22 protein-coding genes, 1 tRNA gene and 1 riboswitch are annotated in these 26,620 nt (G+C 69.9%); of the genes, 16 read left to right on the forward strand and 7 right to left on the reverse strand.

What is annotated here, in order from left to right:
• Positions 1-889 precede the first annotated feature (889 nt).
• The 16 genes from ACYVDG_RS30240 (at position 890) to ACYVDG_RS30315 (ending at position 18,203) form a co-directional block, all read left to right on the forward strand.
• Positions 890-1,981 (forward strand): dipeptidase, encoded by a 1,092-nt coding sequence (locus ACYVDG_RS30240; RefSeq protein ID WP_460762349.1) that lies wholly within the window; start codon positions 890-892, stop codon positions 1,979-1,981.
• 152 nt (positions 1,982-2,133) lie between these two features.
• Positions 2,134-3,537 carry a LytTR family transcriptional regulator DNA-binding domain-containing protein gene (locus tag ACYVDG_RS30245; RefSeq protein ID WP_460762352.1) on the forward strand — a complete coding sequence of 468 codons (1,404 nt, stop codon included), beginning with the start codon at positions 2,134-2,136 and terminating at the stop codon, positions 3,535-3,537.
• A 23-nt stretch (positions 3,538-3,560) separates the two neighbouring features.
• Positions 3,561-5,837 (forward strand): catalase/peroxidase HPI, encoded by a 2,277-nt coding sequence (gene katG / locus ACYVDG_RS30250; protein WP_460762356.1) that lies wholly within the window; start codon positions 3,561-3,563, stop codon positions 5,835-5,837.
• Positions 5,838-6,083: 246 nt separating this feature from the next.
• Positions 6,084-6,563, forward strand: a complete 480-nt coding sequence (locus ACYVDG_RS30255) for an MSMEG_3727 family PQQ-associated protein (RefSeq protein ID WP_460762360.1) — start codon at positions 6,084-6,086, stop codon at positions 6,561-6,563.
• Complete coding sequence (locus ACYVDG_RS30260; RefSeq protein WP_460762363.1) at positions 6,560-8,239, forward strand: PQQ-dependent dehydrogenase, methanol/ethanol family; 1,680 nt, start codon at positions 6,560-6,562, stop codon at positions 8,237-8,239. The genes ACYVDG_RS30255 and ACYVDG_RS30260 overlap by 4 nt, the downstream gene beginning before the upstream one ends.
• Positions 8,240-8,329: 90 nt before the next feature.
• Positions 8,330-8,422, forward strand: a complete 93-nt coding sequence (gene pqqA, locus ACYVDG_RS30265; RefSeq protein WP_460762367.1) for a pyrroloquinoline quinone precursor peptide PqqA — start codon at positions 8,330-8,332, stop codon at positions 8,420-8,422.
• Between the two features lie 133 nt (positions 8,423-8,555).
• Positions 8,556-9,437 (forward strand): pyrroloquinoline quinone biosynthesis protein PqqB, encoded by an 882-nt coding sequence (gene pqqB, locus ACYVDG_RS30270; protein WP_460762430.1) that lies wholly within the window; start codon positions 8,556-8,558, stop codon positions 9,435-9,437.
• Between the two features lie 8 nt (positions 9,438-9,445).
• Positions 9,446-10,168 carry a pyrroloquinoline-quinone synthase PqqC gene (gene pqqC / locus ACYVDG_RS30275; RefSeq protein WP_460762372.1) on the forward strand — a complete coding sequence of 241 codons (723 nt, stop codon included), beginning with the start codon at positions 9,446-9,448 and terminating at the stop codon, positions 10,166-10,168.
• Positions 10,155-10,478 (forward strand): pyrroloquinoline quinone biosynthesis peptide chaperone PqqD, encoded by a 324-nt coding sequence (gene pqqD, locus ACYVDG_RS30280; protein WP_460762375.1) that lies wholly within the window; start codon positions 10,155-10,157, stop codon positions 10,476-10,478. The genes pqqC and pqqD overlap by 14 nt, the downstream gene beginning before the upstream one ends.
• Positions 10,471-11,619 (forward strand): pyrroloquinoline quinone biosynthesis protein PqqE, encoded by a 1,149-nt coding sequence (pqqE, locus tag ACYVDG_RS30285; RefSeq protein ID WP_460762379.1) that lies wholly within the window; start codon positions 10,471-10,473, stop codon positions 11,617-11,619. Before pqqD ends, pqqE begins: the two co-directional genes overlap by 8 nt.
• A gap of 3 nt (positions 11,620-11,622) precedes the next feature.
• The gene (locus ACYVDG_RS30290; RefSeq protein ID WP_460762383.1) at positions 11,623-12,735 is read left to right on the forward strand and encodes an S-(hydroxymethyl)mycothiol dehydrogenase; all 1,113 of its coding nucleotides are present in this window, start codon (positions 11,623-11,625) and stop codon (positions 12,733-12,735) included.
• Between the two features lie 52 nt (positions 12,736-12,787).
• Positions 12,788-13,366, forward strand: coding sequence for a Chromate resistance protein ChrB (locus ACYVDG_RS30295; protein ID WP_460762388.1), 579 nt, complete (start codon positions 12,788-12,790; stop codon positions 13,364-13,366).
• A 26-nt stretch (positions 13,367-13,392) separates the two neighbouring features.
• The gene (locus ACYVDG_RS30300) at positions 13,393-14,022 is read left to right on the forward strand and encodes a TMEM165/GDT1 family protein (RefSeq protein WP_460762392.1); all 630 of its coding nucleotides are present in this window, start codon (positions 13,393-13,395) and stop codon (positions 14,020-14,022) included.
• Between the two features lie 219 nt (positions 14,023-14,241).
• Positions 14,242-15,300: an extracellular solute-binding protein gene (locus tag ACYVDG_RS30305; RefSeq protein ID WP_460762397.1), complete on the forward strand. Its 1,059-nt coding sequence runs from the start codon at positions 14,242-14,244 to the stop codon at positions 15,298-15,300.
• Between the two features lie 7 nt (positions 15,301-15,307).
• On the forward strand, positions 15,308-16,969 hold the full coding sequence (locus ACYVDG_RS30310) for an ABC transporter permease (protein ID WP_460762400.1): 1,662 nt from the start codon (positions 15,308-15,310) through the stop codon (positions 16,967-16,969).
• A 25-nt stretch (positions 16,970-16,994) separates the two neighbouring features.
• Positions 16,995-18,203, forward strand: coding sequence for an ABC transporter ATP-binding protein (locus ACYVDG_RS30315; RefSeq protein WP_460762403.1), 1,209 nt, complete (start codon positions 16,995-16,997; stop codon positions 18,201-18,203).
• 73 nt (positions 18,204-18,276) lie between these two features.
• On the opposite strand, the gene ACYVDG_RS30320 is transcribed toward ACYVDG_RS30315, so the two are convergent.
• The 7 genes from ACYVDG_RS30320 to ACYVDG_RS30350 all read right to left on the reverse strand — a co-directional run.
• Positions 18,277-19,074 carry an ABC transporter ATP-binding protein gene (locus tag ACYVDG_RS30320; protein WP_460762406.1) on the reverse strand — a complete coding sequence of 266 codons (798 nt, stop codon included), beginning with the start codon at positions 19,072-19,074 and terminating at the stop codon, positions 18,277-18,279.
• Positions 19,074-20,099: a FecCD family ABC transporter permease gene (locus tag ACYVDG_RS30325; RefSeq protein ID WP_460762410.1), complete on the reverse strand. Its 1,026-nt coding sequence runs from the start codon at positions 20,097-20,099 to the stop codon at positions 19,074-19,076. The genes ACYVDG_RS30320 and ACYVDG_RS30325 overlap by 1 nt, the downstream gene beginning before the upstream one ends.
• 71 nt (positions 20,100-20,170) lie before the next feature.
• A complete protein-coding gene (locus tag ACYVDG_RS30330) occupies positions 20,171-21,118 on the reverse strand; it encodes an ABC transporter substrate-binding protein (RefSeq protein WP_460762414.1) in 948 nt (315 codons plus the stop codon).
• A 144-nt stretch (positions 21,119-21,262) separates the two neighbouring features.
• A riboswitch (cobalamin riboswitch) is annotated at positions 21,263-21,445 on the reverse strand.
• A gap of 154 nt (positions 21,446-21,599) precedes the next feature.
• Positions 21,600-21,673 (reverse strand) — tRNA-Pro (locus ACYVDG_RS30335).
• Between the two features lie 76 nt (positions 21,674-21,749).
• Positions 21,750-23,654 carry a hypothetical protein gene (locus tag ACYVDG_RS30340; protein ID WP_460762420.1) on the reverse strand — a complete coding sequence of 635 codons (1,905 nt, stop codon included), beginning with the start codon at positions 23,652-23,654 and terminating at the stop codon, positions 21,750-21,752.
• Positions 23,654-25,603, reverse strand: coding sequence for a hypothetical protein (locus tag ACYVDG_RS30345; RefSeq protein WP_460762423.1), 1,950 nt, complete (start codon positions 25,601-25,603; stop codon positions 23,654-23,656). Before ACYVDG_RS30345 ends, ACYVDG_RS30340 begins: the two co-directional genes overlap by 1 nt.
• A 703-nt stretch (positions 25,604-26,306) precedes the next feature.
• Positions 26,307-26,620 (reverse strand): HNH endonuclease signature motif containing protein (locus ACYVDG_RS30350; RefSeq protein ID WP_460762426.1); only part of this gene is annotated, 314 nt, incomplete at its 5' end.

The following is a 26,620-nucleotide window of genomic DNA, read 5'->3' on the forward strand; positions in this document are numbered from 1 at the left end:
ACCCCTCCCCGAAGAGCGGCACCGAAGGGCCATATCCTTCATCTTTCACGCAGTTAGCACATCGATTAAGGTTTCCTACCTCCTTCTCAACCTTTCTTTGTGCGCGTGGCACACACAACATCCAGCCACTCTGCTCAGACCACAACCGGCTCAAGTACCGCCGGGAGACTAACCCCGACCAGCCCATCTGGCAGGGCCGCCCCTCCCACCAAAACCGGGGAAGTAACAACAAGGGGGAGGACTCGGACGGGGACCCCGACCCAGAGCCTGCCTCCATCCCCACATCTGAGGAGCGGTAACCCCCCGCCAAGGCCCTACCGCCCCACGCCCGATGCCCTGGAGCCCTGGAGCCCTGGAGCCCTGGAGCCCTCCCGAGGGGTTCGCCGCACACCTTGACCGGCCGCGACACCCGACCCGTCATCGCTCCGGCGGTGTGGCAGGCATCGGCCCCCAGGCCGAGGGGGTTCGGCGTTCGGCGTTCGGCGTTCGCAGCAGAGAATGACCAGCCGCGACACCCGACCCGTCAACGCTCCGGCGGCGTGGCAGGCATCGGCCGCCAGGCCGACCCGGCATGGACCTCAACCACCCTGCCCCTCTTTCCCATAGCCGCCAACCCGCCGTCGCAGCGAAGCGGGTCAAGGTGGAGCGCCAATGACGCGCGAAGCGCTCGATGGCGACGACCTTGACGCGCGTAGCGGAGACGGCCACAATCGCGCGGCGGGAAAGGAGGGAACCCCCAACCCGAAAAGCAACCCCCACCAGAGCAGGCAACCCCCACCGAAGCAATCCCGGCCGCCCTCGGACAACCGCCCTCGGACCACCGCCCTAAGAAAACGGTGTTGGTGAGGAACGGTTGCCTCGGTCGGCTAAGGCTGTGAGGCTCACGACCATGACGATGCTGATCGACGGCCACAACGATCTCCCCTGGGCGATCCGGCAGCAGTACGGGGACCTGGAACAGGTCGACCTGACCAAGGTGGTACCGGACCTGCACACCGACCTGCCCCGCTTGGCGGCCGGCGGTGTGTTCGGCCAGTTCTGGTCGGTCTACGTCTCCCCAGAGCTGCATCAGGGGTCGGCGGCCGTGACCGCCACCCTGCAGCAGATCGACCTGGTGCGGCGCCTCGTCGCCCGGCATCCGGACCGGCTGGTGCTGGCGTCCACCGCCGACGAGGTCGAGAACTCGCGCGGGCGGGTCGCGTCACTGCTCGGCATGGAGGGCGGGCACTGCATCGGCGGCTCGCTGGCGGTGCTGCGGGCGATGCGCCTGCTTGGGGTGCGCTACCTGACCCTGACCCACAACCGGAACGTCGGCTGGGCCGACGCGGCAACCGACGAACCGGTCCTGGGCGGGCTCTCGGGGTTCGGCGAGGAGGTCGTGCACGAGATGAACCGGATCGGCATGCTGGTCGACCTCTCCCACACCTCGCCGGAGGTGATGCGCCACGCGCTGCGGGTCACCGACGCACCCGCGATCTTCAGCCACTCCTCCGCCCGTGCGCTCTGCGACCACGTGCGCAACGTGCCCGACGACGTGCTCGAGACCCTAGCGGCAGGCGGAGGGGTGTGCATGGTGACGTTCCTGCCCGCGTTCGTCTCCCCGGAGGTCGCCCGATGGCACGCCGACGCCCGGCGGGAAGCCCGGCACCGGGGCGTCGCCAAGGGTGAGGCGGCCTACGACGCACTCATGGCGAGGCTCACCGAGCAGTCGCCCCCGCCTACCGCCACCCTGGCGCAGGTCGTCGAGCACATCGAACACGTCCGCGAGGTCGCCGGCATCGACCATGTCGGCATCGGGGGCGACTACATGGGGAACGACCCGATGCCCGAAGGGCTGGAGGACGTGGCGGGCTATCCGCGGCTCTTCGCCGCCCTCGCCGACCGTGGCTGGTCCGACTCGGATCTCGCCAAACTCGCCGGGGGCAACATCCTCCGCGTGCTCCGGGCCGCGGAGGACATCGCCGACCCCGCGTTCGGGTAACAGCAGAGAACCCCTGGTATCACGGCATGTCGTATGCCACCCTGGGCCTATGTGATTGACAACACACCTCCGAATGTCGACGACGGCGGCCCGCTCCAGCCACTCGAAGAGCCGGGCTCGCCGCCCAGCGAGCGGAGCAGAGGCGGCCCCCCATGTCCACTACGCCACGACTAGGACCCCTCCCCGAACGCACGGTCTCGCTGTACGGAGCGTGGGAACAGTTCGTACAGGGCGAGAACGAGATCCGCGGAGTTCGCCCCGAGGTGGCGATCTCCTGGCAACGCAGCCGCGACCAGTACAACGTCGACCCCTACCTTTCCGAAGCCCCGGTGGCGGTCAGCGAGGTAGCCCATTCCCTGGAACACGACGTCGTCTTCACCGAACTGGGCTTTCGGGCCGCCTCCATTGCGCACGAGATCGCCAACTTGGGCGGGATCGTCACGGTCGCCGACGCCAACGGCAGGATCCTCGCCGAATGGGGCGACAAAGAGACCCGTGCGGTCGCCACCGACGCCAGTCTCGCGCCCTGGTACTGCTGGGCCGAGGGAGCCGTGGGCACCAACGGCATGGGCACCGCGCTGGCAACACCGAGCGTCGCGCTGGTCCGGCGCGAGGAGCACTGGTGCCAGGCCTTCCACGAGTGGTCCTGCGCCGGCGCCGCGGTACGCGACGCCGTCACCAAGGAACCGCTCGCCGTTCTGAACATCTCCTGCTGGCGCGGTGACCTGCCCGGTCCCGCTCCGACCTGGCTGGCGAACGCCGCCACCCACACCCAGAGAAGACTGCGGATGCGCGCTCGCGACGGCGGCGCCGAACTGCTCGCGGCGTTCAACCACGGCCGGGGCAGTACCAGGGCACCCCTGGCCGCGGTCGACACCGCGGGGAAAGTGGTGATCGCCGACGACACGGTGGCGGCCCTGCTGGGAGTGCCCGCCGACTCCCCCGCCGTCGACCCCGCGGTGCGCTGGAACCCGCAGCTGCCCGAACTCATCCGCGCCGCCCGGTACGCCACGCAGCGCGCCGGCCGCGACTCCGACTGGGTCGGGTCCACCCAGATCAGCACCCACCTGGCCGACGAGCCCTCGCCGATCGGCATCCGCCCGGTCTTCCACTACGGGAGCCTGGTCGGACACCTGATCACGTTCACCGTCTCCGACGGTGAGCAGATGCCGACCGCGGAGACGGCACCCCATTCCACGTGCGGTCAGGAGCCGACACAGCCGCACCGCGTGGTCGGCATGCGGGAGAACCGGATGGTGCTGCTGCGCCATCCCGAAGTGACGCTGGCCAAGGCGGAGGGCAGCGACGTCTGGTTGACCACCGACCAGGGCAGGCTGCAGGCGGCCTCCGCCAGCTTGGACAAGCTCGACCACGAGCTGGCGTACACGGGATTCCTCCGTGTGCACCGCCGGTACGTGGTGAACCTGAACCGGATCCGCGAGGTCGAGCGCCGGGACAAGGGCGAGCTGTACCTGGTGATGGACGACCCGGAGAACACGATGGTGCCCGTCTCCCGGCGCAACACCCGCGCGGTACGGCACGCCTTGGGCATCTGAAGTCCAGGTGTTGGAGGAACGGTATGCCCCAGAACCCGGACGCCTACGTCGACAAGACCTACGACCAGGCCATCGGCGCACGCCGCCGAGCCGGGCGGCCCCAACCAGCCGGGCGACACGGGCACTCGGCGGCCCGGGACGCGCCGGGCGGCGGCCCGCACCGCTGGGGGGCGGCCCGGCTCGACCTGCGCGTCCTCGACCGGTCCCGCCGGGACACGGGCCCGTGGGAGGCGGAGTTCGACTACGCCGCCGAGTTCGAGACCCTGGACCTGGACGGGGTGGCCCGTGATGTCGACCGGGTGCTGACCACGTCGCAGGACTGGTGGCCCGCCGACTACGGCCACTACGGCCCGCTCGTGTTGCGGATGGCCTGGCACTTCGCCGGCACCTACCGTGCCGGTGACGGCCGGGGCGGCCCGAACTCGGGCCTGCAGCGCTTCGCCCCGTTGAACAGCTGGCCGGACAACCGCAACCTGGACAAGGCCCGCCGGCTGCTGTGGCCGGTGAAGCGCAAGTACGGGCGCAAGCTGTCCTGGTCGGACCTGATGATCTTCGCGGGGAACCGCGCGCTGGAGTGCATGGGCTTGCGGACTTTCGGGTTCGCCGGCGGCCGCGAGGACGCTTGGAGGCCCGACGAGACCTACTGGGGGCCCGAGGACACCTGGTTCACGGACGAGCGCCACAGCGGTGTGCGCGACCTCGAGGAGCCGCTGGCGGCCAGCGAGATGGGGCTGATCTACGTCGACCCCCAGGGCCCCGCCACCCAGCCCGACCCGGTGGCCTCGGCCCGCGACATCCGCCAGACGTTCCGCCGGATGGGGATGAACGACGAGGAGACGGTGGCGCTGATCGCCGGCGGGCACACCTTCGGCAAGACGCACGGCAAGGCCGACCCCGCCACGGCGCTCGGCCCCGAGCCCGAGGCGGCCCCGATCGAGGCGCAGGGACTCGGCTGGGCATGCTCCCACGGTGAGGGCACGGGCGCGGACGCCGTCGCGAGCGGGCTGGAGGGGATCTGGACCGCCACCCCCACCGCGTGGGACAACAGTTTCCTCGAGACGCTGTTCGCCCACGACTGGGACGTCGAGCTCAGTCCCGCGGGGCTGTGGCAGTGGGTGCCGCGCAACGGCGGGGGCGTCGGCACGGTCCCGGATCCCTTCGACCCGTCGGTGACCCACCACCCCACGATGCTCACCACCGACCTCGCCCTCGCCGAGGACCCGGGGTTCGAGCGGATCGCCCGGCGCTTCCTCGCCCATCCGGAATGGTTGGCGGACGCCTTCGCGCGGGCCTGGTTCAAGCTCACCCACATCGACATGGGGCCGATCCACCACTACCGGGGTCCGCTAGTGCCCGCCGAGCGGCTGATCTGGCAGGATCCGGTGCCCGAGGTCGACCACGGACTCGTCGGCGCCGAGGAGATCGGCGACCTGAAGCGCCAGATCATCGGCTCGGGGCTGTCCCCCGCGCGCTTGGTCCTCACCGCCTGGGCGTCGGCCTCGACCTACCGTGCCAGCGACCGGCGGGGCGGGGCCAACGGCGCGCGCCTGCGCCTCGAACCGCAACGCGGCTGGGAGGTCAACGACCCCGACGAGCTCGGGGCGGTGTTGGGCGTACTGGAACGGATCCGGGCGGCGTTCAACCGCTCCCGGGACGACGGCAAGCGCGTCTCGCTGGCGGACCTGATCGTTCTCGGCGGCTGCGCCGCGATCGAGCACGCCGCGGGCAGGGCCGGCCACGTCATCGAGGTGCCCTTCCGGCCGGGACGCACCGACGCCGCCCAGGAGTGGACGGACCCCGACTGGTCCGCCGTGCTGGAACCGGCTGCCGACGGGTTCCGCAACTACGTCGGCAAGCATGCCCGGATTCCGGCCGAACACCTCCTCGTCGACCGGGCCCGGCAGCTCACCCTGAGCGCACCGGAGATGACGGTGCTGGTGGGCGGGTTGCGGGTGCTGGGCGCCACCCAGGGACAGTCGGCCCAGGGCGTGTTCACCAAGGCCCCGGGCACGCTGACCAACGACTTCTTCGTCAACCTGCTCGACCCCGGCACCGAGTGGGAACCCCGGCGGGACCACCGCGGAGAGGCGTCGGCCTACGAGGGGCGCGACCGGCGAACCGGCGAATCCGTGTGGGTCGCCAGCCGGGTCGACCTGGTCTTCGGTTCCCACTCGGAGCTGCGCGCGCTGGCGGAGGTGTACGCGGCCGACGGCGCCGAGGAGGGGTTCGTCCGCGACTTCGCGGCCGCGTGGGACAAGGTCATGTGCCTGGACCTGCCCGCGGTCACCCCGAGAACCTAACGGCCGCTACGCGTCGGCCGGTGACAGCGGTCATGCAGCCGACCGGGACGGCCGCCACGCGGCCGACCGTGACGGGCGCCACACCGCAGAATGTGACGGGCGTCACTGCGAACGGTCTCGCCCGGGCTGCGAACGGCGCCCTTCGGGGGCCGGGCGGCGAGGGGTACCGGACGGGCTGGCCTATGCCTAGCGTGGCAACCCTCTCCAGGCTTCACTGGCGAAATCTCAACGCGGAGGTGATGTCCGATGACGATGGCTGAGGTGCCGTCGGTGCTGGTCCGCGAGCTCGGATTGGACACCCAGAACGCAGCGACCATCGGGCAGGTACTCGGCACCGGTTCCATCGCGGAAGCGACGGTGCGCGACGACGGAACGATGGAAGCCACCATCCGGATCAAAGAGGACACGCTCAGCTGGGATCCCGCGATCCTGGTCCTGCCCCGCGGCGGCGACCTCGAGCTGACGATCATCAACGACGACAAGAACACCCACGCCTGCCTGCTTCCCAGCAACGGCGACCAGAAGTTCATCTGGCTGCTGAACCACTCCAAGGGCCGGGCCAAGCTCAACCTCGACGGCCCCGGCTACTACTGGTACAGCTCACCGGCCGGCAACGACGAAGGGCGCGGCCTCACCGCCGCGATCGTCGTGCGGGGCGAGGTCCCGCCCGAGGCACGTCTCGACCGGCCGCCCCAGCCGCGTCCGACCCCGAGGGACAACTCATGACGACCGAATACATCGACGCAGGCGAAGCGATCGACCACGGCGCGCTGAGCGCCGTCAAGGGCACAGCACCGAACACGAGCAACGTCGACGGCGAGCGCCTCCGCACCGCACGGTCGGAGCCGGACAACTGGATGACCTACTACGGCGACTACGACGGGAAGCGCTACAGCCTCCTGGACCAGATCAACACCGACAACGTGCACCGGATCGGGCCCGCGTGGATCTTCCAGGCGGGCATGTCGGGGCAGATCGCCGGAGCCTCGACCTACGCCTTCGAAGCCAGCCCCCTGGTCGTCGACGGCGTCATGTACGTCACCGGCTGGGACGGCTGGTTCTGGTGCCTCGACGCCGAGACCGGCCAGGAACTCTGGCGCTACAAGCACGCGGTGCCCTTCGACGTCTCGCTGTGCTGCGGGAACGTCAACCGCGGCTGCGCGGTCGCCAACGGCCGGGTCTACTTCGTCACGGCCAACGCCCAGCTGGTCTGCCTCGACGCCACCAACGGCGACAAGGTCTTCCAGAAGACGATCGGCGACGTCCGGGCCGGCGAGAGCGCCACGCTCGCCCCGACGGTCATCAAGGACACGGTCATCACCGGCAGTTCCGGCGGCGAGTTCGGGGTCCGCGGCCACATCGACTGCTGGGACCTGGAGACCGGCGAGCACCGCTGGCGCACCTACACGGTGCCCAAGGCGGGCGAGCCCGGCGGCGACACCTGGCCCGACGACGAGTCCTGGGCCCGCGGCGGCGCCAACCACTGGGTCACCGGCACCTACGACCCGGAACTGAACCTCTACTACGCCGGTACCGGCAACCCGGCCCCGGACTTCGACGGCGAAGTGCGCCCGGGGGACAACCTCTACACCGACAGCGTCGTCGCCGTGGACGTCGACAGCGGTGAGATCAGGTGGCACTACCAGTTCACCCCGCACGACCTGTGGGACTACGACTCCACGATGGAGATGATCCTGTTCGAGCGGGACGGCAAGAAGCTGCTCGGCCACTTCGACAAGAACGGGTACTTCTTCGTTCTGGACCGCACCAACGGCCAGCTGCAGCACGTCACCCCCTTCGTCGACCGGATCGACTGGGGTGTCATCACCCGCGACGGCAAGGTGACACCGCGGAAGTACCCGGACAAGGAGGGCGACCCCGTTCACTTCTACCCCGGACCGGCCGGCGCGAAGGAGTGGACGCACGCGTCCTACCACCCCGAGCACGACACGTTCTACGTGCCGGTCGCCGACGTCGGCGCCACAGCCACCCGGAGGCGCCGGGAGTTCCGCGAAGGCATGCCCTACTGGGGTGCCGCCGTCCAGGTGGACATCGACAACATGGCCGGCTCGATCAGCGCCTTCGACTCCCACGGTGAGGAGAAGTGGCGCTACCGGCTCGACCACCCGATGGCGGCCTCGACCCTCACCACCGCGGGCAACCTCGTGTTCGCGGGCACGCCGACGGGCGAGTTCCTCGCGCTGCACGCCGAGACCGGCGAGAAGCTGTGGCAGTTCCAGTGCGGCAGCGGCCACCACAGCAGTCCCTCCACCTACACCGTCAACGGCAAGCAGTACGTCGTCGTGCCTGTCGGCTGGGGCGGATGGCTCGAGGGCATCATTCCCGGCATGCTCGCCGCGGGCCACGGCAGCGCGCTGATCGCCTTCGCACTGCCCGACTGAGATCCAAGGCCCGACTGAGCCCGTCCGGAATGATTCCCGTCCTGAACGGGTCAGCCACACACAGGACGGCCGCAGAGAAAGGAGAGCTCTATGGAGCAAACGAAGGAATGGGTGTCCCCCACCGTCACGGAGGTCAGGGTCTCCGCGGAAGCGACCGCCTACGTGTTCGTCTGGGACGACTGACCCCCAGGAGGTGACGGACGCCGGGCCGGGGCACTCCGGCCCGGCGTCCGCGCCCCTCAGACATCGTGTGCGAACGCTGAAGCATCTGACGCGGACACACCAGGAAAGGGGTGCTCGGCCCGTGTGGGTACGTGTGCTGGGTTCGGCCGCCGGTGGCGGGTTCCCGCAGTGGAACTGCACCTGTCCGCCGTGCCGGGCGGTGCGAACGGGGTCGCGGCCCTGTGTGCCGCGTTCCCAGTCCTCGATCGCGGTGAGTGCCGACCGGGAGCAGTGGTACCTGTTCAACGCCTCACCGGACATCCGAGCGCAGATCGAGGCGTTCCCGGCGCTGCACCCCGACGACGGCCGGGTGGTGCGGTTGCGGGCGGTCCTGCTCACCGACGCCGAACTCGACCACACCCTCGGCCTGCTGCTGATGCGGGAGGGACGGGGGCTGCGGGTGCACGCCACCGGGTCGGTGCGGGAAACCCTGATGAACGGAACGGGGCTGGGGCGGACCCTGGAGGCTTACTGCCCGGTCGTGTGGGAGCCGGTTCTGCCCGGCGCCACGGTTCCCCTGGGAGAGGGGCTGTCCTACCGCGCTTTCGACGTCCCCACCGAGAAGAAGATGCGGTTCCACGGCGCCCCGAGCTACGGCCGGGTCGTGGGCTACCGCATCACCGACGACCACAGCGGGAAGAGCCTCGTCTACCTGCCCGGTGTCCAGCACCTGAGCGACGAGCTCCTCGGCGAGACGGCCGGAGCGTCGGGGCTGCTGGTCGACGGCACCTGCTGGAGTGACGACGAGATGCCCGACCTGGGCCTCGCCGCCAAGACCTCCCGCGACATGGGCCACGTGCCGATCAGCGGCCGGGACGGCAGCCTCGAGCGGCTGTCACCCCTGCCGATCGACCGCAGGATCTACATCCACATCAACAACACCAACCCCATCCTCCTCGAAGACTCGCCGGAGCGGGAGACCCTCGCCCGCCACGGCATGGAAGTCGCCGAGGACGGGCTGGAGCTGGAGATCTGAGGAGCGAGATGACCGCAGTACCGACATCCGATTCTCTGGCAGCCGACACCCTCTCCCCCGACGGCCTGGAGGAAGCGCTCCGCGCCCACGTCAAGGGCTACCACCACCAGCATCCCCTCCACCGCCGGATGAACGACGGCGGGTCCAGCAGGGAGGAGATCCGGGGCTGGGTGGCCAATCGCTTCTACTACCAGGCGAACATCCCGCGCAAGGACGCCGCGATCCTCAGCAACTGCCCCGACCGCGAGGTCCGGCGCCGCTGGGTGCAGCGGATCACCGACCACGACGGCACCGCCGACGGGGGCGGCGGTATCGAATCCTGGCTCCGGCTCGGTGAGGCCGTGGGGCTCACCCGGGAGGAGATCACCGACGAGCGGCACCTGCTGCCGGGGGTGCGGTTCGCCGTGGACGCCTACGTCACGTTCACCCGCACCCGGCCGTGGGTCGAGGCGGTGGCCTCCTCCCTGACCGAGCTGTTCGCACCCAACCTGATGGCGGAGCGGCTCGCGGCGTTCGAGCGCCACTACACCTGGATCGACCCCGCGGAACTGGCCTACTTCCGCGTGCGGATCGACCAGGCGCCCCGCGACTCCGAACACGGTCTGGAGGTGGTGCGCAAGCACTGCGTGACACCCGACGGCCAAGCGGCCGCGATCGCGGCGCTGTCCTTCAAGTGCGACGTCCTCTGGAGCATGCTCGATGCCATGGACCAGGCCTATGGGAGCCACTGAGATGGCGGCCGCCGAGTCGGACTCCGCCGCGCAGCCGGGGATGGACGATACCGCCCGGCCCCGTCTGGCGGCAGGTGTCCGGATGCGGTTCGACGCCGCACGCGGCCAGCACGTGCTGCTCTCACCGGAAACGATCCTCATCCTCAATCCCACCGGCGCCGAGATCGTGGAACTGTGCGACGGACAGCGCACCGTCGCCGAGATCCGGGCCGAGTTGCGGAGCCGGTACGGTGCGGTCGCCGCCGACGAGGCCCGCGACTACATCGCCGACCTCATCGCCCGCCGCGGGATGGAGGCGGACGATGACTGACCCCGCCGTCCCGCACCCCGGTGGCGCCGACGAGCCGCTCGAACAGCCCTTCGGGCTCCTCGCCGAACTCACCTACGCCTGCCCGCTGCAGTGCCCCTACTGCTCCAACCCGCTCGAGATGGAGGGCTACCGCGACGAGCTGGGAACCGAGGAGTGGCAGCGGGTCTTCACCGAGGCCGCCGACATGGGCGTGCTGCAGCTGCACCTCTCCGGTGGCGAGCCGATGCGGCGCCACGACATCGCCGACCTGGTCGGCCACGCCAACGGGCTGGGGATGTACACCAACCTGATCACCAGCGGGCTGGGGTTCTCCGAGCGCCGCGCCGAGCACCTGCGTGCCGCGGGCCTCGACCACGTCCAGGTCAGCATCCAGGCCGACGAGGAAGCGCTCTCGGACCGGATCGCCGGCACCAGGTCGTTCCGGCGCAAGCTGCAGGTCGCGGCACTGGTGAAGAAGCTGGGCTGGCCGCTCACCCTCAACGTCGTGCTCCACCGGCAGAACATCGACCGGATCGGCGGCATCCTCGACCTGGCCGACGAGGTCGGGGCCGACCGCATCGAACTCGCCAACACCCAGTACTACGGCTGGGCCGGACTCAACCGGAGCGAACTGCTGCCGAGCAGGGAGCAGCTGGCTCAGGCCGAGACCGTCGTCCGGGCGGCCAAGGAACGCCTCGGGGACCGGATGGCGATCATCTACGTGATCCCCGACTACTACAGCCGCTACCCCAAGCCCTGCATGGACGGGTGGGCCCGCCGCCAGTTCACCGTCGTCCCCGATGGCGAGGCGCTGCCGTGCCCGACCGCGCACGACGTGGTCCGCGGACACGGGCTGCCCCCGGCCAACGTGCGCGAGCACTCCCTGGAGTGGATCTGGCGGTCGTCGCCGGTCTTCCAGAAGTTCCGCGGGACCGCGTGGATGCCGGAGCCGTGCACTAGCTGCCCGCGCCGCGACATCGACTTCGGCGGCTGCCGCTGCCAAGCGTTCGCGCTCACCGGCGACGCGGCCCGCACCGACCCGGTCTGCCATCTCTCGCCCGACCACGACCGGGTCACGGCCGCGGTGGCGGCGGCCAACGACCCCGACCAGCCGCGGACCGGCGAACTGATCCCGCGGACCGTCCGAACGAGGAGAGGATAACCAGTGCAACAGGTTGAGGGCGTTATCGCACGCAGCAAGGGCGCTCCGGTGGAGCTGGTCGCGATCAGCATCCCGGACCCGGGACCTGGCGAGGCTGTGGTCGCCGTGCAGGCCTGCGGGGTGTGCCACACGGACCTGCACTACCGGGACGGCGGGATCAACGACGAGTTCCCGTTCCTGCTCGGGCACGAGGCCGCCGGGGTCGTCGAGGCCGTGGGCCCGGACGTCACCGATGTCGCGCCGGGTGACTTCGTGGTGCTGAACTGGCGTGCCGTCTGCGGCCAGTGCCGGGCGTGCAAGCGCGGCGATGCGCAGTACTGCTTCAACACACACAACGCCACCCAGAAGATGACGTTGGCCGACGGCCCCGACGCCGGCACCGAGCTGTCCCCCGCGCTGGGGATCGGGGCGTTCGCCGAGAAGACGCTGGTGGCCGCCGGACAGTGCACCAAGGTCGACCCGCAGGCCCGGCCGGCCGCGGTGGGCCTGCTCGGCTGCGGTGTGATGGCGGGCCTCGGCGCCGCGATCAACACCGGCGGGGCCACCCGGGGCCGCTCGACAGCGGTGATCGGTTGCGGCGGCGTCGGCGTCGCCGCGGTCGCGGGCGCCGCACTGGCCGGCTCCTCGCCGGTCATCGCGGTTGACATCGACGCCAAGAAGCTGGCGGCCGCCAAGGAGTTGGGTGCCACGCACACGGTGGACTCCTCCCAGTCCGACCCGGTGGCGGAGATCAAGCGGATCTGCGCCGGAACCTACGAGGACGCCGAGGGCGCCGACCTGGTGGTGGAGGCGGTGGGCAGGCCGGAGACGTGGAAGCAGGCCTTCTACGCCCGCGACCTGGCCGGCACCGTCGTCCTGGTCGGGGTGCCCACCCCGGAGATGACCGTGCCGGAACTGCCGCTGATCGACGTCTTCGGCCGAGGGGGCGCGTTGAAGTCCAGTTGGTACGGCGACTGCCTGCCTTCACGGGACTTCCCGATGCTGGTCGACCTGTACCAGCAGGGGCGACTGGACCTGGACGCGTTCGTGACCGAGGAGATCGGGATCGCCGACGTCGAGGCCGCCTTCGACAAGATGCACCACGGCGGGGTGCTGCGTTCTGTGGTGGTGCTGTGATGGCCGCCGAAGCCGTCAAGGAGAGAGCACGGACACCGCTGCCCGGAGAGGGGTGCGAGCCCTGAGCGCGAACGCCACCTGGTTGCTTCTGATCTACCGGGTACCCAGTGAACCGTCCCGTCTGCGGGCCATGGTGTGGCGGCGGCTCAAGGCCGCCGGCGCCATCTACCTGGCCAACTCCGTCGCGGCGCTGCCGGAGTCGTCGTCGGCGGAGCGGGCCATGCGCAAGCTGCGGGCCGAGGTCGAGGACATGGGCGGCTCCGGTCAGCTGCTGCGGGCGGAGAGTCTCGTGGGCTCCGAACAGATCGTCGCGGGGTTCAACACCGCGCGGGACGCCGAGTACGCCGAGCTGCTCGGGCGCTGCGAGGACTTCCACGCCGAGCTCGAGAAGGAGACCAAGGCCGAGAAGTTCACCTACGCCGAGCTCGAGGAGAACGAGGAGGACCTGGCCAAGCTGCGTACCTGGCTGGACAAGATCAGCGCCCGTGACACGCTCGGAGCGCCGCGCGGGGTGCAGGCGCGAGAAGCCGCCGAAGCCTGCGCCGAGGCGTTGAACGAGTTCGCCGAGAACGTCTACGCCGCTGAGCTCGACAACCACGCGGCGACGACCGGGCCACCGCCCGAGACCTGACCGGACGCAGTGAGAGCGAGACCCTGATGGACCTGCTGGCGCTCGTCCTCACCTTCGGAACCGTGTTCCTCGCCGAGCTGCCCGACACCACCTTCCTGGCCACGCTGGTGCTGGCCACCCGCTACCGGCCGTTGCTGGTCTGGTTCGGTGCCGCGGCGGCGTTCACGGTGCAGACCGGGGTCGCGGTGGCCTTGGGGTCGGCGGTGACCCTGCTGCCCCGCACGCCGGTCGCCGTCGTCGCGGGCTGCCTGTTCCTGATCGGCGCGGTCCTGTTGTTCCGGGAGGCCCGCGAACACCATCGGGAAGCCGACGCCGAGGAAGAGGAACTGGCTGAGGCCGAGGAGGCCGTCGCCGCGCGGGCGAAACCGGCCACCGGCTTCAGGGTGATCACGACGTCGTTCGTGGTGCTGCTGTTCGCCGAGTTCGGCGACCCGTCGCAACTGCTCACCATCTCGCTGGCGGCACGGTTCGGGGCACCGGCCGAGGTGTACGCCGGTGCGCTGGCGGCACTGCTGGTGGTGGCCGCGCTCGCGGTCCTCGTGGGGCGGCGACTGCTGCGCGTGGTCAAGCCGCACTGGGCCTTCTACGCCGGTGCGGTCATCTGCCTGCTGCTGGTCGCCGGTGTCGTGTGGGAGGTGGTCGGAACCGTGCTCTGAGCCAGCCCCCGAGCAGCATGGAATTCCATTATCCAGAAGGAGATAACAGCCGCGATAAATCGAATATAACCACCGTTATAAATCGCCAGTGACAGTCGTGATATGAATCAGCTAGACGCGGATAGTAACCCTTGAAACAAGGGTTTGACGGGCTTTTCAGCAAGCGCTTTCAGTACTACAGTGGAACTCCTCAAATCAAGACAATGGCGAGGAGTCGCGGTGGGTTCGAAGCCGGTCAGTGGAAATGGAAAACGGACGATCCGCAGTGCTTCTGCGACCCTTGTTCTTGTTCTTGCCCTTACGGCGTGCGGGGCCTTCGAAGACGACGCGGACGAGTCCGAGGAGGGCGTACTCACCCTCTATTCCGGCCGGGAAGAGGAGAACATCGACCCCCTGGTCGAGGAGTTCCAGGAAGAGACCGGCATCGAGCTCGACGTCCGCTACGGCGACAGCGCGGAGATGACCGCCCAGATCCTGGAGGAGGGCGAAGCGACTCCGGCCGACGTCTTCTTCACCTTGGAGGTCGGCGGTATCAACGCCCTCGCCGAGGCCGGGCAGATCGCCACCCTCTCCGACGGCGTGCTTTCGGAAGTCCCTGAGGAGTACCAGGCCGACGACGGTTCCTGGGTCGCCACCTCCGCCCGGGCCCGTGTGGTCGCCCACAACCCCGACGTCCTCTCCCCCGACGAACTGCCTGAGGGTATCGACGAACTGACCGACGAGCGCTGGCAGGGAGAGATCGGCTTCGCCCCGAGCAACTCCTCGTTCCAGTCCTTCGTCAGCGGCCTGAGGACCATCGAGGGCGACGACTGGACCGAAGAGTGGCTCACCGAGTTCGCCGCGAACGATCCGGAGCCGTTCGACAACAACCGGGCCATCATCGAGGGCGTGGAGAACAACACCGTCGAGATCGGCATGGTCAATCACTATTACCACATCGTGCAGACCGAGGAGTTCGGCGAAGAGAACGTTCACTGGGAGCCGCACCACATAACCGGCGGCGACCCCCTGGGGCTGGTGGTCATCGCCGGAATCTCGGTACTCGAGAGCAGCGATATGCAGGACGAGGCGAACGAACTCGTCGAATTCATGGTGTCGGAGTCCGCGCAGCAGCATTTCGCCGACGACACCGCGGAGTACCCGATCCGGGAAGGGGTCGAATCCACACAGCACGACCTCGTACCCCTCAGCGAGCTCAGTCCCCCCGCGATGGAGCTGGGCGAGGTCGCCTCGATGGAGGGGACCCTGGACATGCTGCAAGACGCCGGTCTGCTGTGACGGCGCCATGCTGCAGCGAGCTGAACACGACGGCCCGCCTCGGAGGGCAGCGCCCAGGCGGGTCGTCGCCCTGAAGACCGGGCTCCTCTGGCGGGCACCGGTCCTGGCGGCGGCGTCGGTCGCGGTCGCCGCCTTCGTCCTGGTTCCTCTCGTCTACCTGGTGCTGCGCGCGTTCGAACGCGGCTTCGGACTCGCGGTGGACCACGTGGTCTCGGAACGGACCGCCGAGCTGTTGTGGCGCACGGGACTGCTCGCCGGCACGGTGACCATCGCGTGCCTGGTGATCGGCGTCGCCTGCGCCTGGCTGATCGCCCGCAGCGACCTGCCGTTCCGCCGCACGATGGGCGTGCTCTTCGCGCTGCCGCTGGCGACCCCGACCCTGGTCGCCGCACCCGCCTGGATCTCCATCTGGCCGGAGATCGCGGGCTTCACCGGAGTCTTCCTGGTGCTGACGCTCGGAACCTACCCGTACGTCATGCTGCCGGTGATGGCGGCCCTGCGCAGCGGCGACCTAGCCACCGAAGAGGTCGCGAGGTCGCTGGGCAAGGGCGCCGTGCGCACCTTCTTCCTGGTGACCGTGCGGGGGGTGCGCCCCGCCGTGCTGGCCGGAGGACTGCTGGTGACGCTCTACACGCTGGCGGACTTCGCCGCCCCTTCGCTGATGCGGTACGAGACCCTCACGATCAACATCTTCGTGAGCTACCGGTCGGGGTTCGACCGCACCCCGGCGGCGATCTTCGCGTGCGTACTGGTGCTGGTGGCGGCGGTCATCATGATCGCCGAACGGCGGGCGCGCGGCCGGGCGGCCCGCTTCGGCCAGGTGCGGGTCGGCAAGGGCGTGATGGGGCGCCCTCCGGTCGTCCCTCTCGGCCGCGCCAGATGGCCCGCCTTCTTCGCGTCGGTCGCCCTCCTGGTGGCCGCCATCGGCGTACCGGTCGCCACCGTGGCGGGCTGGTTCGTCGCCGGGAACTCCCGCGGGTTCCACCCGGACCGGCTGGTGGACGCCACCGTGAACACCCTCGCGTTCTCCGCGATGGGTGCCCTGGCAGCGGTGGTGCTGGCCTTCCCCGTCGCACTCCTGGCTGCTCGGCACGACGGACGGTTCGCGCGCTTCCTGGAGTCGATCAGCTACATCGGCTACGCCCTGCCCGGCATCACGATCGGGCTGGCCTTCGTCTTCGTCGGCATCCGGCTGGTACCGGGGTGGTACCAGGAGACCCCGCTGCTGATCCTCGCCTATGGCGTGCTGTTCCTGCCGCTGGCGATCGCGGGGGTCCGGGCCGGGGTGGCGGCTGCGCCTCCGCGCTTGGAGGAGGTGTCGCGCTCGCTCGGGAAGGGCAGCGCCGTCACCCATGCCCGGGTGACGCTGCCGCTCGCCACACCGGGGATCGCGGCCGGCGTGGCGCTGGTGTTCCTCACGGCAGCGAAGGAGCTGCCCGCGACCCTGCTCCTGCGGCCGACCGGCGACGACACCCTCGCCACTCAGATGTGGGCCCTGACCAACCGCATGCTGTACGGCGCGGCCGCCCCCTACGCCTTGGCGCTCATCCTGATCGCGATGGTCCCCGCGCTGGTCCTGGGCTTCGCCGTCATCGAGCGGACCAACAAGGAACGCAGGACCGCCGCGCGGCTGGCCAGGCTGATCGGCACAAACCCTCGAACACGGTGACCCCCGGGTCGGAAGGTGAGAACTGATGGCGGAAGTGGAGCTTCGAGGGATCCGGGCCGGTTACGGCGGCCCGCCCGTCCTCGACGGAGTGGACCTCACCGTGCCCAGCGGGTCGATCGCCGCGGTCCTGGGGCCTTCGGGATGCGGCAAGACGACCCTGCTGCGCACCATCGCCGGATTCCATCAACCACTGCGCGGCCGGGTCCGGATCGGCGAGCGCGTCGTGGCGAGCCCGCAGGACCACGTCCAACCGAATCGGCGGGGGGTCGGCATCCTGCCGCAGGAAGGCGCCCTCTTCCCGCACCTCTCCGTCGCCGGCAACGTGGCGTTCGGTCTGGAGTCGAAACGGGGATCCCGGGACCGCGTCGGAGAGATGCTCGAACTGGTGGGGCTGAGCGGCTTCGGCCGCCGGATGCCCCAAGAGCTCTCCGGCGGCCAGCAGCAACGGGTCGCACTGGCCCGGGCGCTGGCGCCGCAGCCCCGGTTCATCCTGCTCGACGAACCGTTCAGCTCACTCGACGCGGGCTTGCGCACCGAGCTGCGGGAAGACGTCGTGCGCGTCCTCAGGGTTTCGGGGACGACCGCCCTGCTGGTGACCCACGACCAGGCCGAAGCGATGAGCATGGCCGACCTGGTCGCGGTGCTGCGGGACGGGAAGATCGCGCAGGTCGGCGCACCGAGGGACGTCTACGCCCGTCCGGCCGACCTCGACGTCGCGCTCCTCCTCGGCGACGTGATCGTGCTGGACGCTCCCGCCTCCGGGAGACTCCGGTGCTGTGGTGTCGAGCTGGACTGGACCGACGGGACCGCTGGCACAGGAAGTGCCGGCACCGAGAGGGGCGCTCACCCGCCGGTGGCGATTCTCCGGCCGGAACAGGTGCGGGTTCGGCCAGCAACCGAGAACGCGGGCGCACGGGCCAACGCGGTCGTCACCGACGTCCACTTCTACGGCCACGACGCGGCCCTGCTGCTGGAACCCCTCGACCGGGCGGGAAGCGCCGTCCTCAGCAACGCCGGCCGCCTGCGGGCCCGGGCCCACGGGGCGACCCCGCTGCGCCCCGGCTCTCACGTGCGCGTCGACATCGACGGCCCCGCCTCCCTCGTCGGCGGCAACGCCGTAGCGGAGTGGCGGAGCCGTGCCGCACCGCCGTCAGCCCTCATGGCCGTACCTCCGAGCCGCTCGGAGGCGGTGCCCTCCGGTCGCCACCCCTCCCTGGCGCAGGGTTCGTTGTAGTTGTGCTCAGCCTCCGTGGTCAGGGGTGCGGTGAGTGTCCACCAGCCACTGCCGCTGGTGGGCCCGGCGCGCCTCAGTGCGGCATGGTCGGCGGGTGGAACCACAGGTGTGGACGCCCGGTCCTCGGGTGCGTGGCGACGTCCGCCTCGACACCGTAGACCTCGGCCAGCAAGTCCGCGGTGAGCACCTCCTCGGGGACCCCCGAGGCCGCGACCCGTCCCTGGTGCAGCACGACGAGGCGGTCGCAGAACGCCGCGGCCAGGTTCAGGTCATGCAGCGCAGCCAGCACCGTCAGCCCGGAGTGCTCCACCATCGCCAACAGCTGGAGGGCGTGACCGACGTCGAGGTGGTTCGTCGGCTCGTCGAGTACCAGCAGAGACGGTTCCTGCGTCATGGCCCGCGCGAGATGGACGCGCTGCTGTTCGCCGCCGGAGAGCGTGTGCCAGCGGCGGTGAGCGAGGGGAACGAGGTCGACCCGTTCGAGCTGGTGCATCGCGATGGCCACGTCCGTGTCCGAGTCCGCTTGCAGGGCAGACCGGTAGGGGGTGCGGCCGAGGAGGACCACGTCCAGCACGCTGAGGTCGATGTCGGTGCCGGAACGCTGCTCCACGAGCGCCAGGCGGCGGGCCAGGGCGCGGCGCGGCAGCCTGTGCACGTTGTCGGAGCCGATGTGGATGACACCTTCGTCGAGCTCCCCCAGCCGCGCGAGCCCGCGCAACAGGGTCGACTTGCCCGACCCGTTCGGACCGAGGAGTCCGGTGAAACTCCCGGTGGGGACCTCCACGTCGACATCCGCGAGAATGTGCTTTCCGTCGACCGACCAGGAAACGTCGGCGGCCGTGAGCGATTCGCCGTAAGCGAGGTGGGTCATCAGCGATCTACCTTGCGTCTCAGAATCCACAGGAACACCGGCACGCCCAGCATCGCGGTCATGATGCCGACAGGCAGTTCCCGCGGATCGAAGGCGACCCGGGCGACAACATCGACCCAGATGAGGAACGTCGCGCCGACGAGCGCCGAGAGCGGCAGTACCAGCCGGTGGTCCGGGCCGACCAGCGCCCGCACAGCGTGCGGGATCAGCAGCCCCACGAACCCGATGGTCCCGGAGCCGGCCACCAGCACGCCGGTCACAAGGGCGCATACGACCAACAGCACCCACCGGGTCCGCTGGACGTTGATGCCGAGGCTGGTGGCAGTGTCCTCGCCGAACGCGAACGCGTTCAGCTGCCGGGCAGCGACACCGAAGACCAGCAGCCCGATCAGCACGGCGAGCGCCATGGTGTACACGGTCGGCAGCCGCGCCGCCGCCAACGACCCGGACAGCCAGAACTGCGCTTCCTGGGTGGCGTGCGGGTCGGCGACCCAGATGATCAGGAAGGAGGTGACGGCGGAGGCAAAGGCCCCCACGGCGACCCCGGCGAGGATCATGCGGGTGGGCGTGAGCCGGCCGGACCGTTGCCCGAGAGCCAGCACGAGCATGAACGCGCCCAGCGCGCCGACGAACGCGCCGCCGGCCACGCCGAGGCTACCGATGCTCAGGCCGGCGACGATCACCGCGACCGCCCCGAGTGACGCGCCCGAGGAGATGCCGAGCAGATAGGGGTCGGCCATCGGGTTGCGCGTCAGGGTCTGCATCACGGCACCGACGATCGCGAGGCCGCCGCCGACCAGCGCCGCCGCGAGCACGCGCGGCAGACGCATCTCCCACACGAGGTTCGCGCGGAGGTCGGTGACGCCGTCGACGCCGTACAGCCCGAGCATGTCGATACGCAACCAGGCCAGGCCGAGCCGGTCGGTCGCGACGGTCCACACCTCGCGGACCGACAGGTCGCTCTGTCCGATGGTGGCCGAGACGCCGATCGACACCGCCAGCAGTACGAAGGCGACCGGGAACATGACGCCCAGCGACCGGCCCCTACCGGGCGGCGCGGCCGTGGGCTGCTGGGCCTTTTGGCGGGGGGCGAGTCTCATTGGTCGGTACCGTCGGCGAGGTACGCGCCGATCTCCTCGATGGCGGTGACGTTCTGCAGTCCCGGGGTGGTCTGCGCGAACGGCAGCACGACGACCGCGTCCTCACGGAACGTCCGCAGCTCACGCAGTGTCGAGTCGTCCTCGACGAACGAGAGCTTGTCGTCGACGTCGTCCCCGCCGAAGTCGGCGACGACGACGAGGTCGGGGTCCCGCTCGACGACCTGCTCCCAGCTGGTACTGGACCAGTGGTCGGGAAGGTCGTCGAAGGCGTTGTTCACGCCGAGTTCGCGCAGGATCATGCCGGGGGCTCCGCAACAGCCTCCGGCGGTCGGACCGTCGCCGGTACCCATGTCCCACCAGAAGACGTCGAGGTCCCCGACATCGTCCGGCAGGTCGGCGCGGACCGCGGTGAGGGCCTCCTGCTGTTCGGCCGCGATCTCTTCGGCCTGGTCCTCGGCTCCGAGCAGCGTGCCGACCTCGCGCAGTTCGGTCCAGATCTCGTCGAACTCCAGCGGCTGCTCGTCGTCGCGGTCGGGGCAGCGGCCGGGTGAGAGGTAACTCTGGACGCCGAGATCGTGCAGTTCCTCGCGACTGGCGACCCCTCCGTCCTCCCGGAACGCGCTCGGATAGACCGAGTAGATGAAGTCCGGTTCGGTCTCCAGGATCGCTTCGGAGCTCGGGTAGTCCTCCCCGCCGGGATCGAGGACGTCGATGTCCTCGGCCTTGGGCTTCAGGTCCTCGCGCATGCGGTCCAGGTCGCCGACGGCGCCGACGATGCGGTCCTCGACGCCCAGCTCGATCAGGTTCTCGATCGTGGTCAGGTTCATGGCGAAGATGCGCTCCGGCGGGGCGTCGAACTCGACTTCCATGCCGCAGTTCTCGACGCCGAGGCCGTCGGAGGCCGCGGACGAGGAGTCGGATTCGGCGCTTGTGCAGCCTGCCAACAGAAATACCGCGGCGGACAGTACCGCGGGCGCACGGCGGGGGAACCGATGACCGGTGACTCGCACAGTAGGGGGGCGGGCAGAAGGGGGACGGACAGAAGGCACGGCAAACAAGGCCAGGGCCGCCTTTCCACACCTCGTGGATGGATCGGACACGCCGTGGCCGGTCTCCTGGCTGACGGGTCGAACAGTCACGCAGCGTCTTCCCAGACCACCCTGTGGTCCAGTGACCCCGTTCGCGGGAGCGCATGACCTTCCCGATCACAGTGGCGAGGGCCGCACCGGTCTTACACCGGCTTCCCGAACACCACGACGGCGTGGACTTTATCACCAGGCATGGGTACACATTTTCGGCGGCACCCCCTTGCTGCACCCGCGCTCAACGCCCACCGACGCCGGTTCAACCCCTCTTCCACCACGCCCAGGGCGCAGAAAGGGGCCCGCCTGACGACGAGCCCCTCAACGACCTGCTATTTCTCTGTCGGGACGGCGGGATTTGAACCCACGACCCCTTGACCCCCAGTCAAGTGCGCTACCAAACTGCGCTACGTCCCGTCCGCTGCGCGGCGGCCGTTTCCGACCCCGCCAACAGGTAAAACCTTACCGCATTCCGGGGGTGGCTCGAACCAGGTCAGCCCCGGGGGCCGGGGCCCACACCGACGACGTGGGCACGGTCCCCGGCGGAAAGGCCGGAGACCACAACCGTCTCCGGGGCAAGTGCCACACCGAAGGGGGAACCGTCCGGGGACAGGCCCTCGGCTGCCGTGTCGAGCGGGATCGTGACGGGGTCGGATCCCCACTCTGCAACGAGCAGGGCGGTCGGCTCCTCGTCGCCCGCGTGGACCGCCGCGAACACTCCGGAATCCGCAATGACGCTGTCCGGGTCGGGGTGCTGGGCGGTGAACACGAGGCTCTCCAGGGCCTCGGGCTCAGCGGTCTCCCCCCGGGGTACAGCGACCTGCGGTTGCACCATGCGGTACTCGACCCGGTCGGCGCCGTCGGTCCCTTCGGGCTCTTCGGTCCCTTCGGGCTTTTCGGTCCCTTCGGGCTCTTCGGTCTCGGTGTACAGCAACCGTTCTCCCCGAAGGGGGACCGCACTGGCGGGCAGGTCCTCGGCGATCACGTCGCCGGCCCTGCTCTGGAAGGCCAGCACGCCGGGATCGTCGCCGCCGTAGCGGACCACCGCGGCCCAGCCGTCCGGGGCCGCATCCACTTCCTCCACCGGACCGGGGACGTCGTGGCCGCCGTACGGGCTGCCGTCCTCGTGCAGGAGCCGCACTTCGTGCTCCCGGTCGTCGTCGCCCTCCCGGTCGTCTTCGCCCTCCCGGTCCTCGGGGTCCGGCGTGCACTCCTCGGGGACCAGGATCCTGGGGCCCGCGAGGACCGGGGCACCGACCTGTCGGCACCCCGCCTCAGGTGCGTACCGGGCCTCGTCCTCCGTCCCCTCCTGCTCGTGCGCCCGGACCGAGAGGACGTCCTCCTCCACCTGCACGAACGTGGTGGTGGTCAGGAGCACCTCGTCCACCTTCCGGTGGATCCGGTGGTCACCGACCAGCTTCCCCGTACCGGCCTCCAGAACGGCCAGCGACCTCTGCTGGTGTTCCTCCCGCTCGGCGTCCTCGTACAGCACCGCGACCCGCTCGCCGTCGAAGCTGGCGTCGGCCCACAGGACCTCGCCGACCGGCTGGAACCGCCAGCGCTCAGTGCCGTCCCGGCTGTCCAGGGCCCACACCCCCTGGCCGCCGACGACCAGCGCACCGTAGCCCGTGGCGACCACCTCAGCCTCGCCCGCCGAACCCTCTTCCGGGTGCTCCCACACCCAGGCCGCGTCGTCCCCGTCCTCCAGGGCTGCCGCCTCGGCCTGGCCGAAGGGTTCGGCGGCGGTACTCGCTCCGGCAGCGGTGCGCGGCCCGGCGAGCGTGTGCACGGCCGGGTCCCGTTCGAGAACGGTGGGAGTGGCGAACGCCGTCAGCACCACGACCGGGAGCAGCCCGGCCAGAACGGCCTGGCGGCGGGGCCACCCCGTTGCGGGCCGCAGTGGTTCGGGGCGTCCGCCCACGGCGAGCGCCCCGGCACCCACCAGCAGTGCCAGCGCACCCATGAACCAGAGGTCGGAGATCGACGCGAAGTCGACCAGGACGTCGGGCAGGACCGCTTCCTCCCCGGCCACCCGATCTTCGGGCTCGTCCGGGACGCCGGTCTCACCCCGAGCACCAGGGAGTTCCCGCAGGGCCACGTGGAACGCCAGGAACAGCACCAGGGCGGCGGCCGCCCGGATCATCCCCGAACCCTCGCCCGGGTTGGGGTCGTACTGGTCCACGGGCCGCTGCTCACCGCCCTTCAGTGCCCAGACCGCGGCGAGCAGCACCACCGCGCCGCACAGCCCCCAGTGGAGCATGGTCGCCCCGGGCCACTCTGCGGGACTCAGCAGCAGGGCGGACGCGATTACCAGGGCGCCACCGAGGACGGCGCCGGTGCCGCCCCAGGCGAGCAGCCGCCAGAGGGTGTCCGCACTGATCTCACGGATGCGCCGCATCACGGCACCAGCCCTTCCACGTGCGCGTCCAACCGGCCGCCCGTCAGGACGGCGACCCCGCCGGGGACGGCCACCAGCTGTTCGACGGGTTTCTGCTCCGCCAAGGCGATCCGGTTGTCCAGCCCGTGGCCGAGCCGTTCTCCGGGGGAGGACACCAGAATCTGCGCCCGCTCCTCGTACTGCGAATAGTGATTGGCGTAGTTCAGCACCTGGTCCGCTAGGACGACGTGGTTCTCCGAGGAACTGTCCAGGTAGACACCGCCCGCCCCGACCAGTTCGGTGCGGTTACCGTCGGTGTCGACACGATGGAACTCGGACCCTTCGGTACCCCGTTGGAAGTGCACGGTCGCCCCGTCGGCGTCGGCATCGAGCACCCGCTCCATCCGGAGGTCTTCGTCATCTTCCAGCGCTTCATCTTCCAGCACTTCCTCGCTGAGGTGCAGGAGTTCCTCTCCGGTGTCCGGGTCCAGCAGGAGACCGGGCGCATCCCGCCAATGGCGCAGCACGACGAGGGCGTCTTCACCGTCTGCCCCACCCGGCGCCACTCGCGGACGGCCGGGGAGGAACGCCTCTTCCCAGTCGTCGCGCTCGTAACTCCACCGCTCCTGCCCGGTGCGCAGGTCCACGGACACGATCCTGAACTCCGAGGGGACGTCATGATCAAGGTTGATGTACTGCGAGTACGGCTCCGGCCCGGCGAGGTCGTCCTCGTCGACGCAGACGACGGCGTACACGACCGTGTCCGCGAACACCCGGGGAGACCTGCCCTCGCAGGCGCTTCCCTCCTCGGTGGCAAATCCCTGAAACCACAGTTCCTCTCCGGACTCCGCCTTCCAGGCGCTCATCCCCCACGGCAGTGCGTGATCGTCGTGGTGGATCCGGACTCGTATGCCGTCCGACCACCCCAGTACGTCTCCGCCTTCGTCCGATCCCTCGTTCGGAGCCCTGGTGTACTCGGTGAGCAGCTCCCCGGTGGTCAGGTCGAACACCTCGGTGACGCGCGGCTCTTGGTCGCCGTCCCCGTCGGAACCGTCGCTATCGGAACCGTCCCCATCGGAACCGTCGCTATCGGAACCGTCGCTATCGGAACCGTCGCTATCGGGGTCGGGATCCTCCTTCGGCGTGTGGGTGACGTACGCCTGGCTGTTGCCGACCCAGACGCTGACTGGCTCCTCCGACACGGGACGCCGGTAGGACCAGACCTCCGTGCCGTCGGTCCCGTCCAGGGACACCACACCCTCTCTGAGCACCACCAACGGCCCGTGGGCTCCCCGCACGATCCGGTCGATCGTCCCGAGGCCGTCCGGCTCCCACCGCCAACCGGCCTCCCGCACCCGATCCGGGACCGGTGCGGTTTCGGGCGGGTCCTCGGCGACAGCGTGCCGGACGTCGAGGTCGTCGGATTCGTCGGCGATCCCGGTAAGCACCGGAGCGGTCACCCCGACCAAGACCACGGCCAGCACGCCCGCGCTGAAGGAGGGCAGGGAGCGGGCCCGGGGGTGGAAGAGGGGGCGGCGCACGACAGTGAGCATGAGCAGCAGACCGAGAGCGGTCGCGCAGACAACGATCCCCATGCGGAGCTCACTCGGTGCGAGACCGCTGAACCCGTCCGCGTCCGCGTCCGCTCCCAGGAGCGCGCCGTGGCCCGCGATGAGCCACACGAGGGCCGCCACGAGAGCAAAGGAGACCACGTAGTCCCAGCCGGCCTCCGGCTCCATGGCGTCGTCGGTGTGCTCGGCGTGCTCACGCTTCCAGCGCACCCCCTGCATCAAGGTGAACCCGCCGATCAGGCAGACCAAGAACCAGCCCCAACCTGCGGTCGCGAACAACCCATCGTCCCGGCCCGTGCCGTGCAGGCCCACGGTGACCAACGCCAAGAGCAGCGCCCCCGCTACCGCACCCGCTCCGACCCATGCCAGGACACTTTCCGTACGACGCTCTCGCGCCAACCCGCACCACCCAGTTCGTGACCTTGTGACCCCAAGGCCACGCTTCGCCACGAAAAGTTAGCAGTTGCGCCCGCGCCCGCCGCTTGTGGGGTGGGGAGCCCCGGTCCTGGTGGGGTGGGGGCCCGGTCCTGGTGGGGCCGCCCCGGACGGACGGGATCAGGGCAGCGGGGGCGTTGTATGAGGGCGCTGGTGTATCAGGGTGCCGATGTATCAGGGTGCTGGTGCATCAGGGTGCTGCGGATTGCCGTCTTTGGCTGGGGCTCCTTCTCTGGGCTGGGGTGTCCTCCTTTCCCGCCGCCCGATTGTGGCCGTCTCCGCTACGCGCCTCAAGGTCGTCGCCATCGAGCGCTTCGCGCGTCATTGGCGCTCCACCTTGACCCGCTCCGCTACGACGGCAGGTTGGCGGCTATCGGGAAAGGGGGACGGGTGGTTGAGGTCCGAGCGGCCCCGGCCTGGCGGCCGGGCAACCCCGGTCGGCCTGACGGCCGATACCTGCCACGCCGCCGGAGCGTTGACGAGTCGGGTGTCACGGCCGGTCATTCTGAGCTGCGGACCCCTCGGCCTGGGGGCCGATGCCTGCCACACCGCCGGAGCGTTGACGGGTCGGGTGTCGCGGCTGGTCATGGTGTGCGGCGAACCCCTCGGGAGGGCGCCAGGGCATCGGGGCGCGTGGGGGCGTGGGCCGGTAGGGCCTTGGCGGGGGTTACCGCTCCTCAGGTGTGGGTGTGGGAGTAGGGGTTGGGTCGGGGTCCCCGTCCTGATCCTTGCCCCCACCCTTGTCGTTGTTGTTGTTCCGGTTGCGGTGGGAGGGGCGGCCCTGCCAGACGGACTGGTCGGGGTTGGTCTCCCTGCGGTACTTCAGCCGGTTGTGGTCCGAGCAGAGTGGCTGAATGTTGTCCGCGCTCGTGGACCCGCCGGCCGAGAAGCTCCTCTTGTGGTCGGCCTCCGAGCCGCTGGCCGGGGTGTTGCAGCCCTGGTACCAGGCGCAGGTGGTGTGCCCGAACATCCCCGCATCCC

Source organism: Nocardiopsis oceani, from assembly GCF_054777395.1.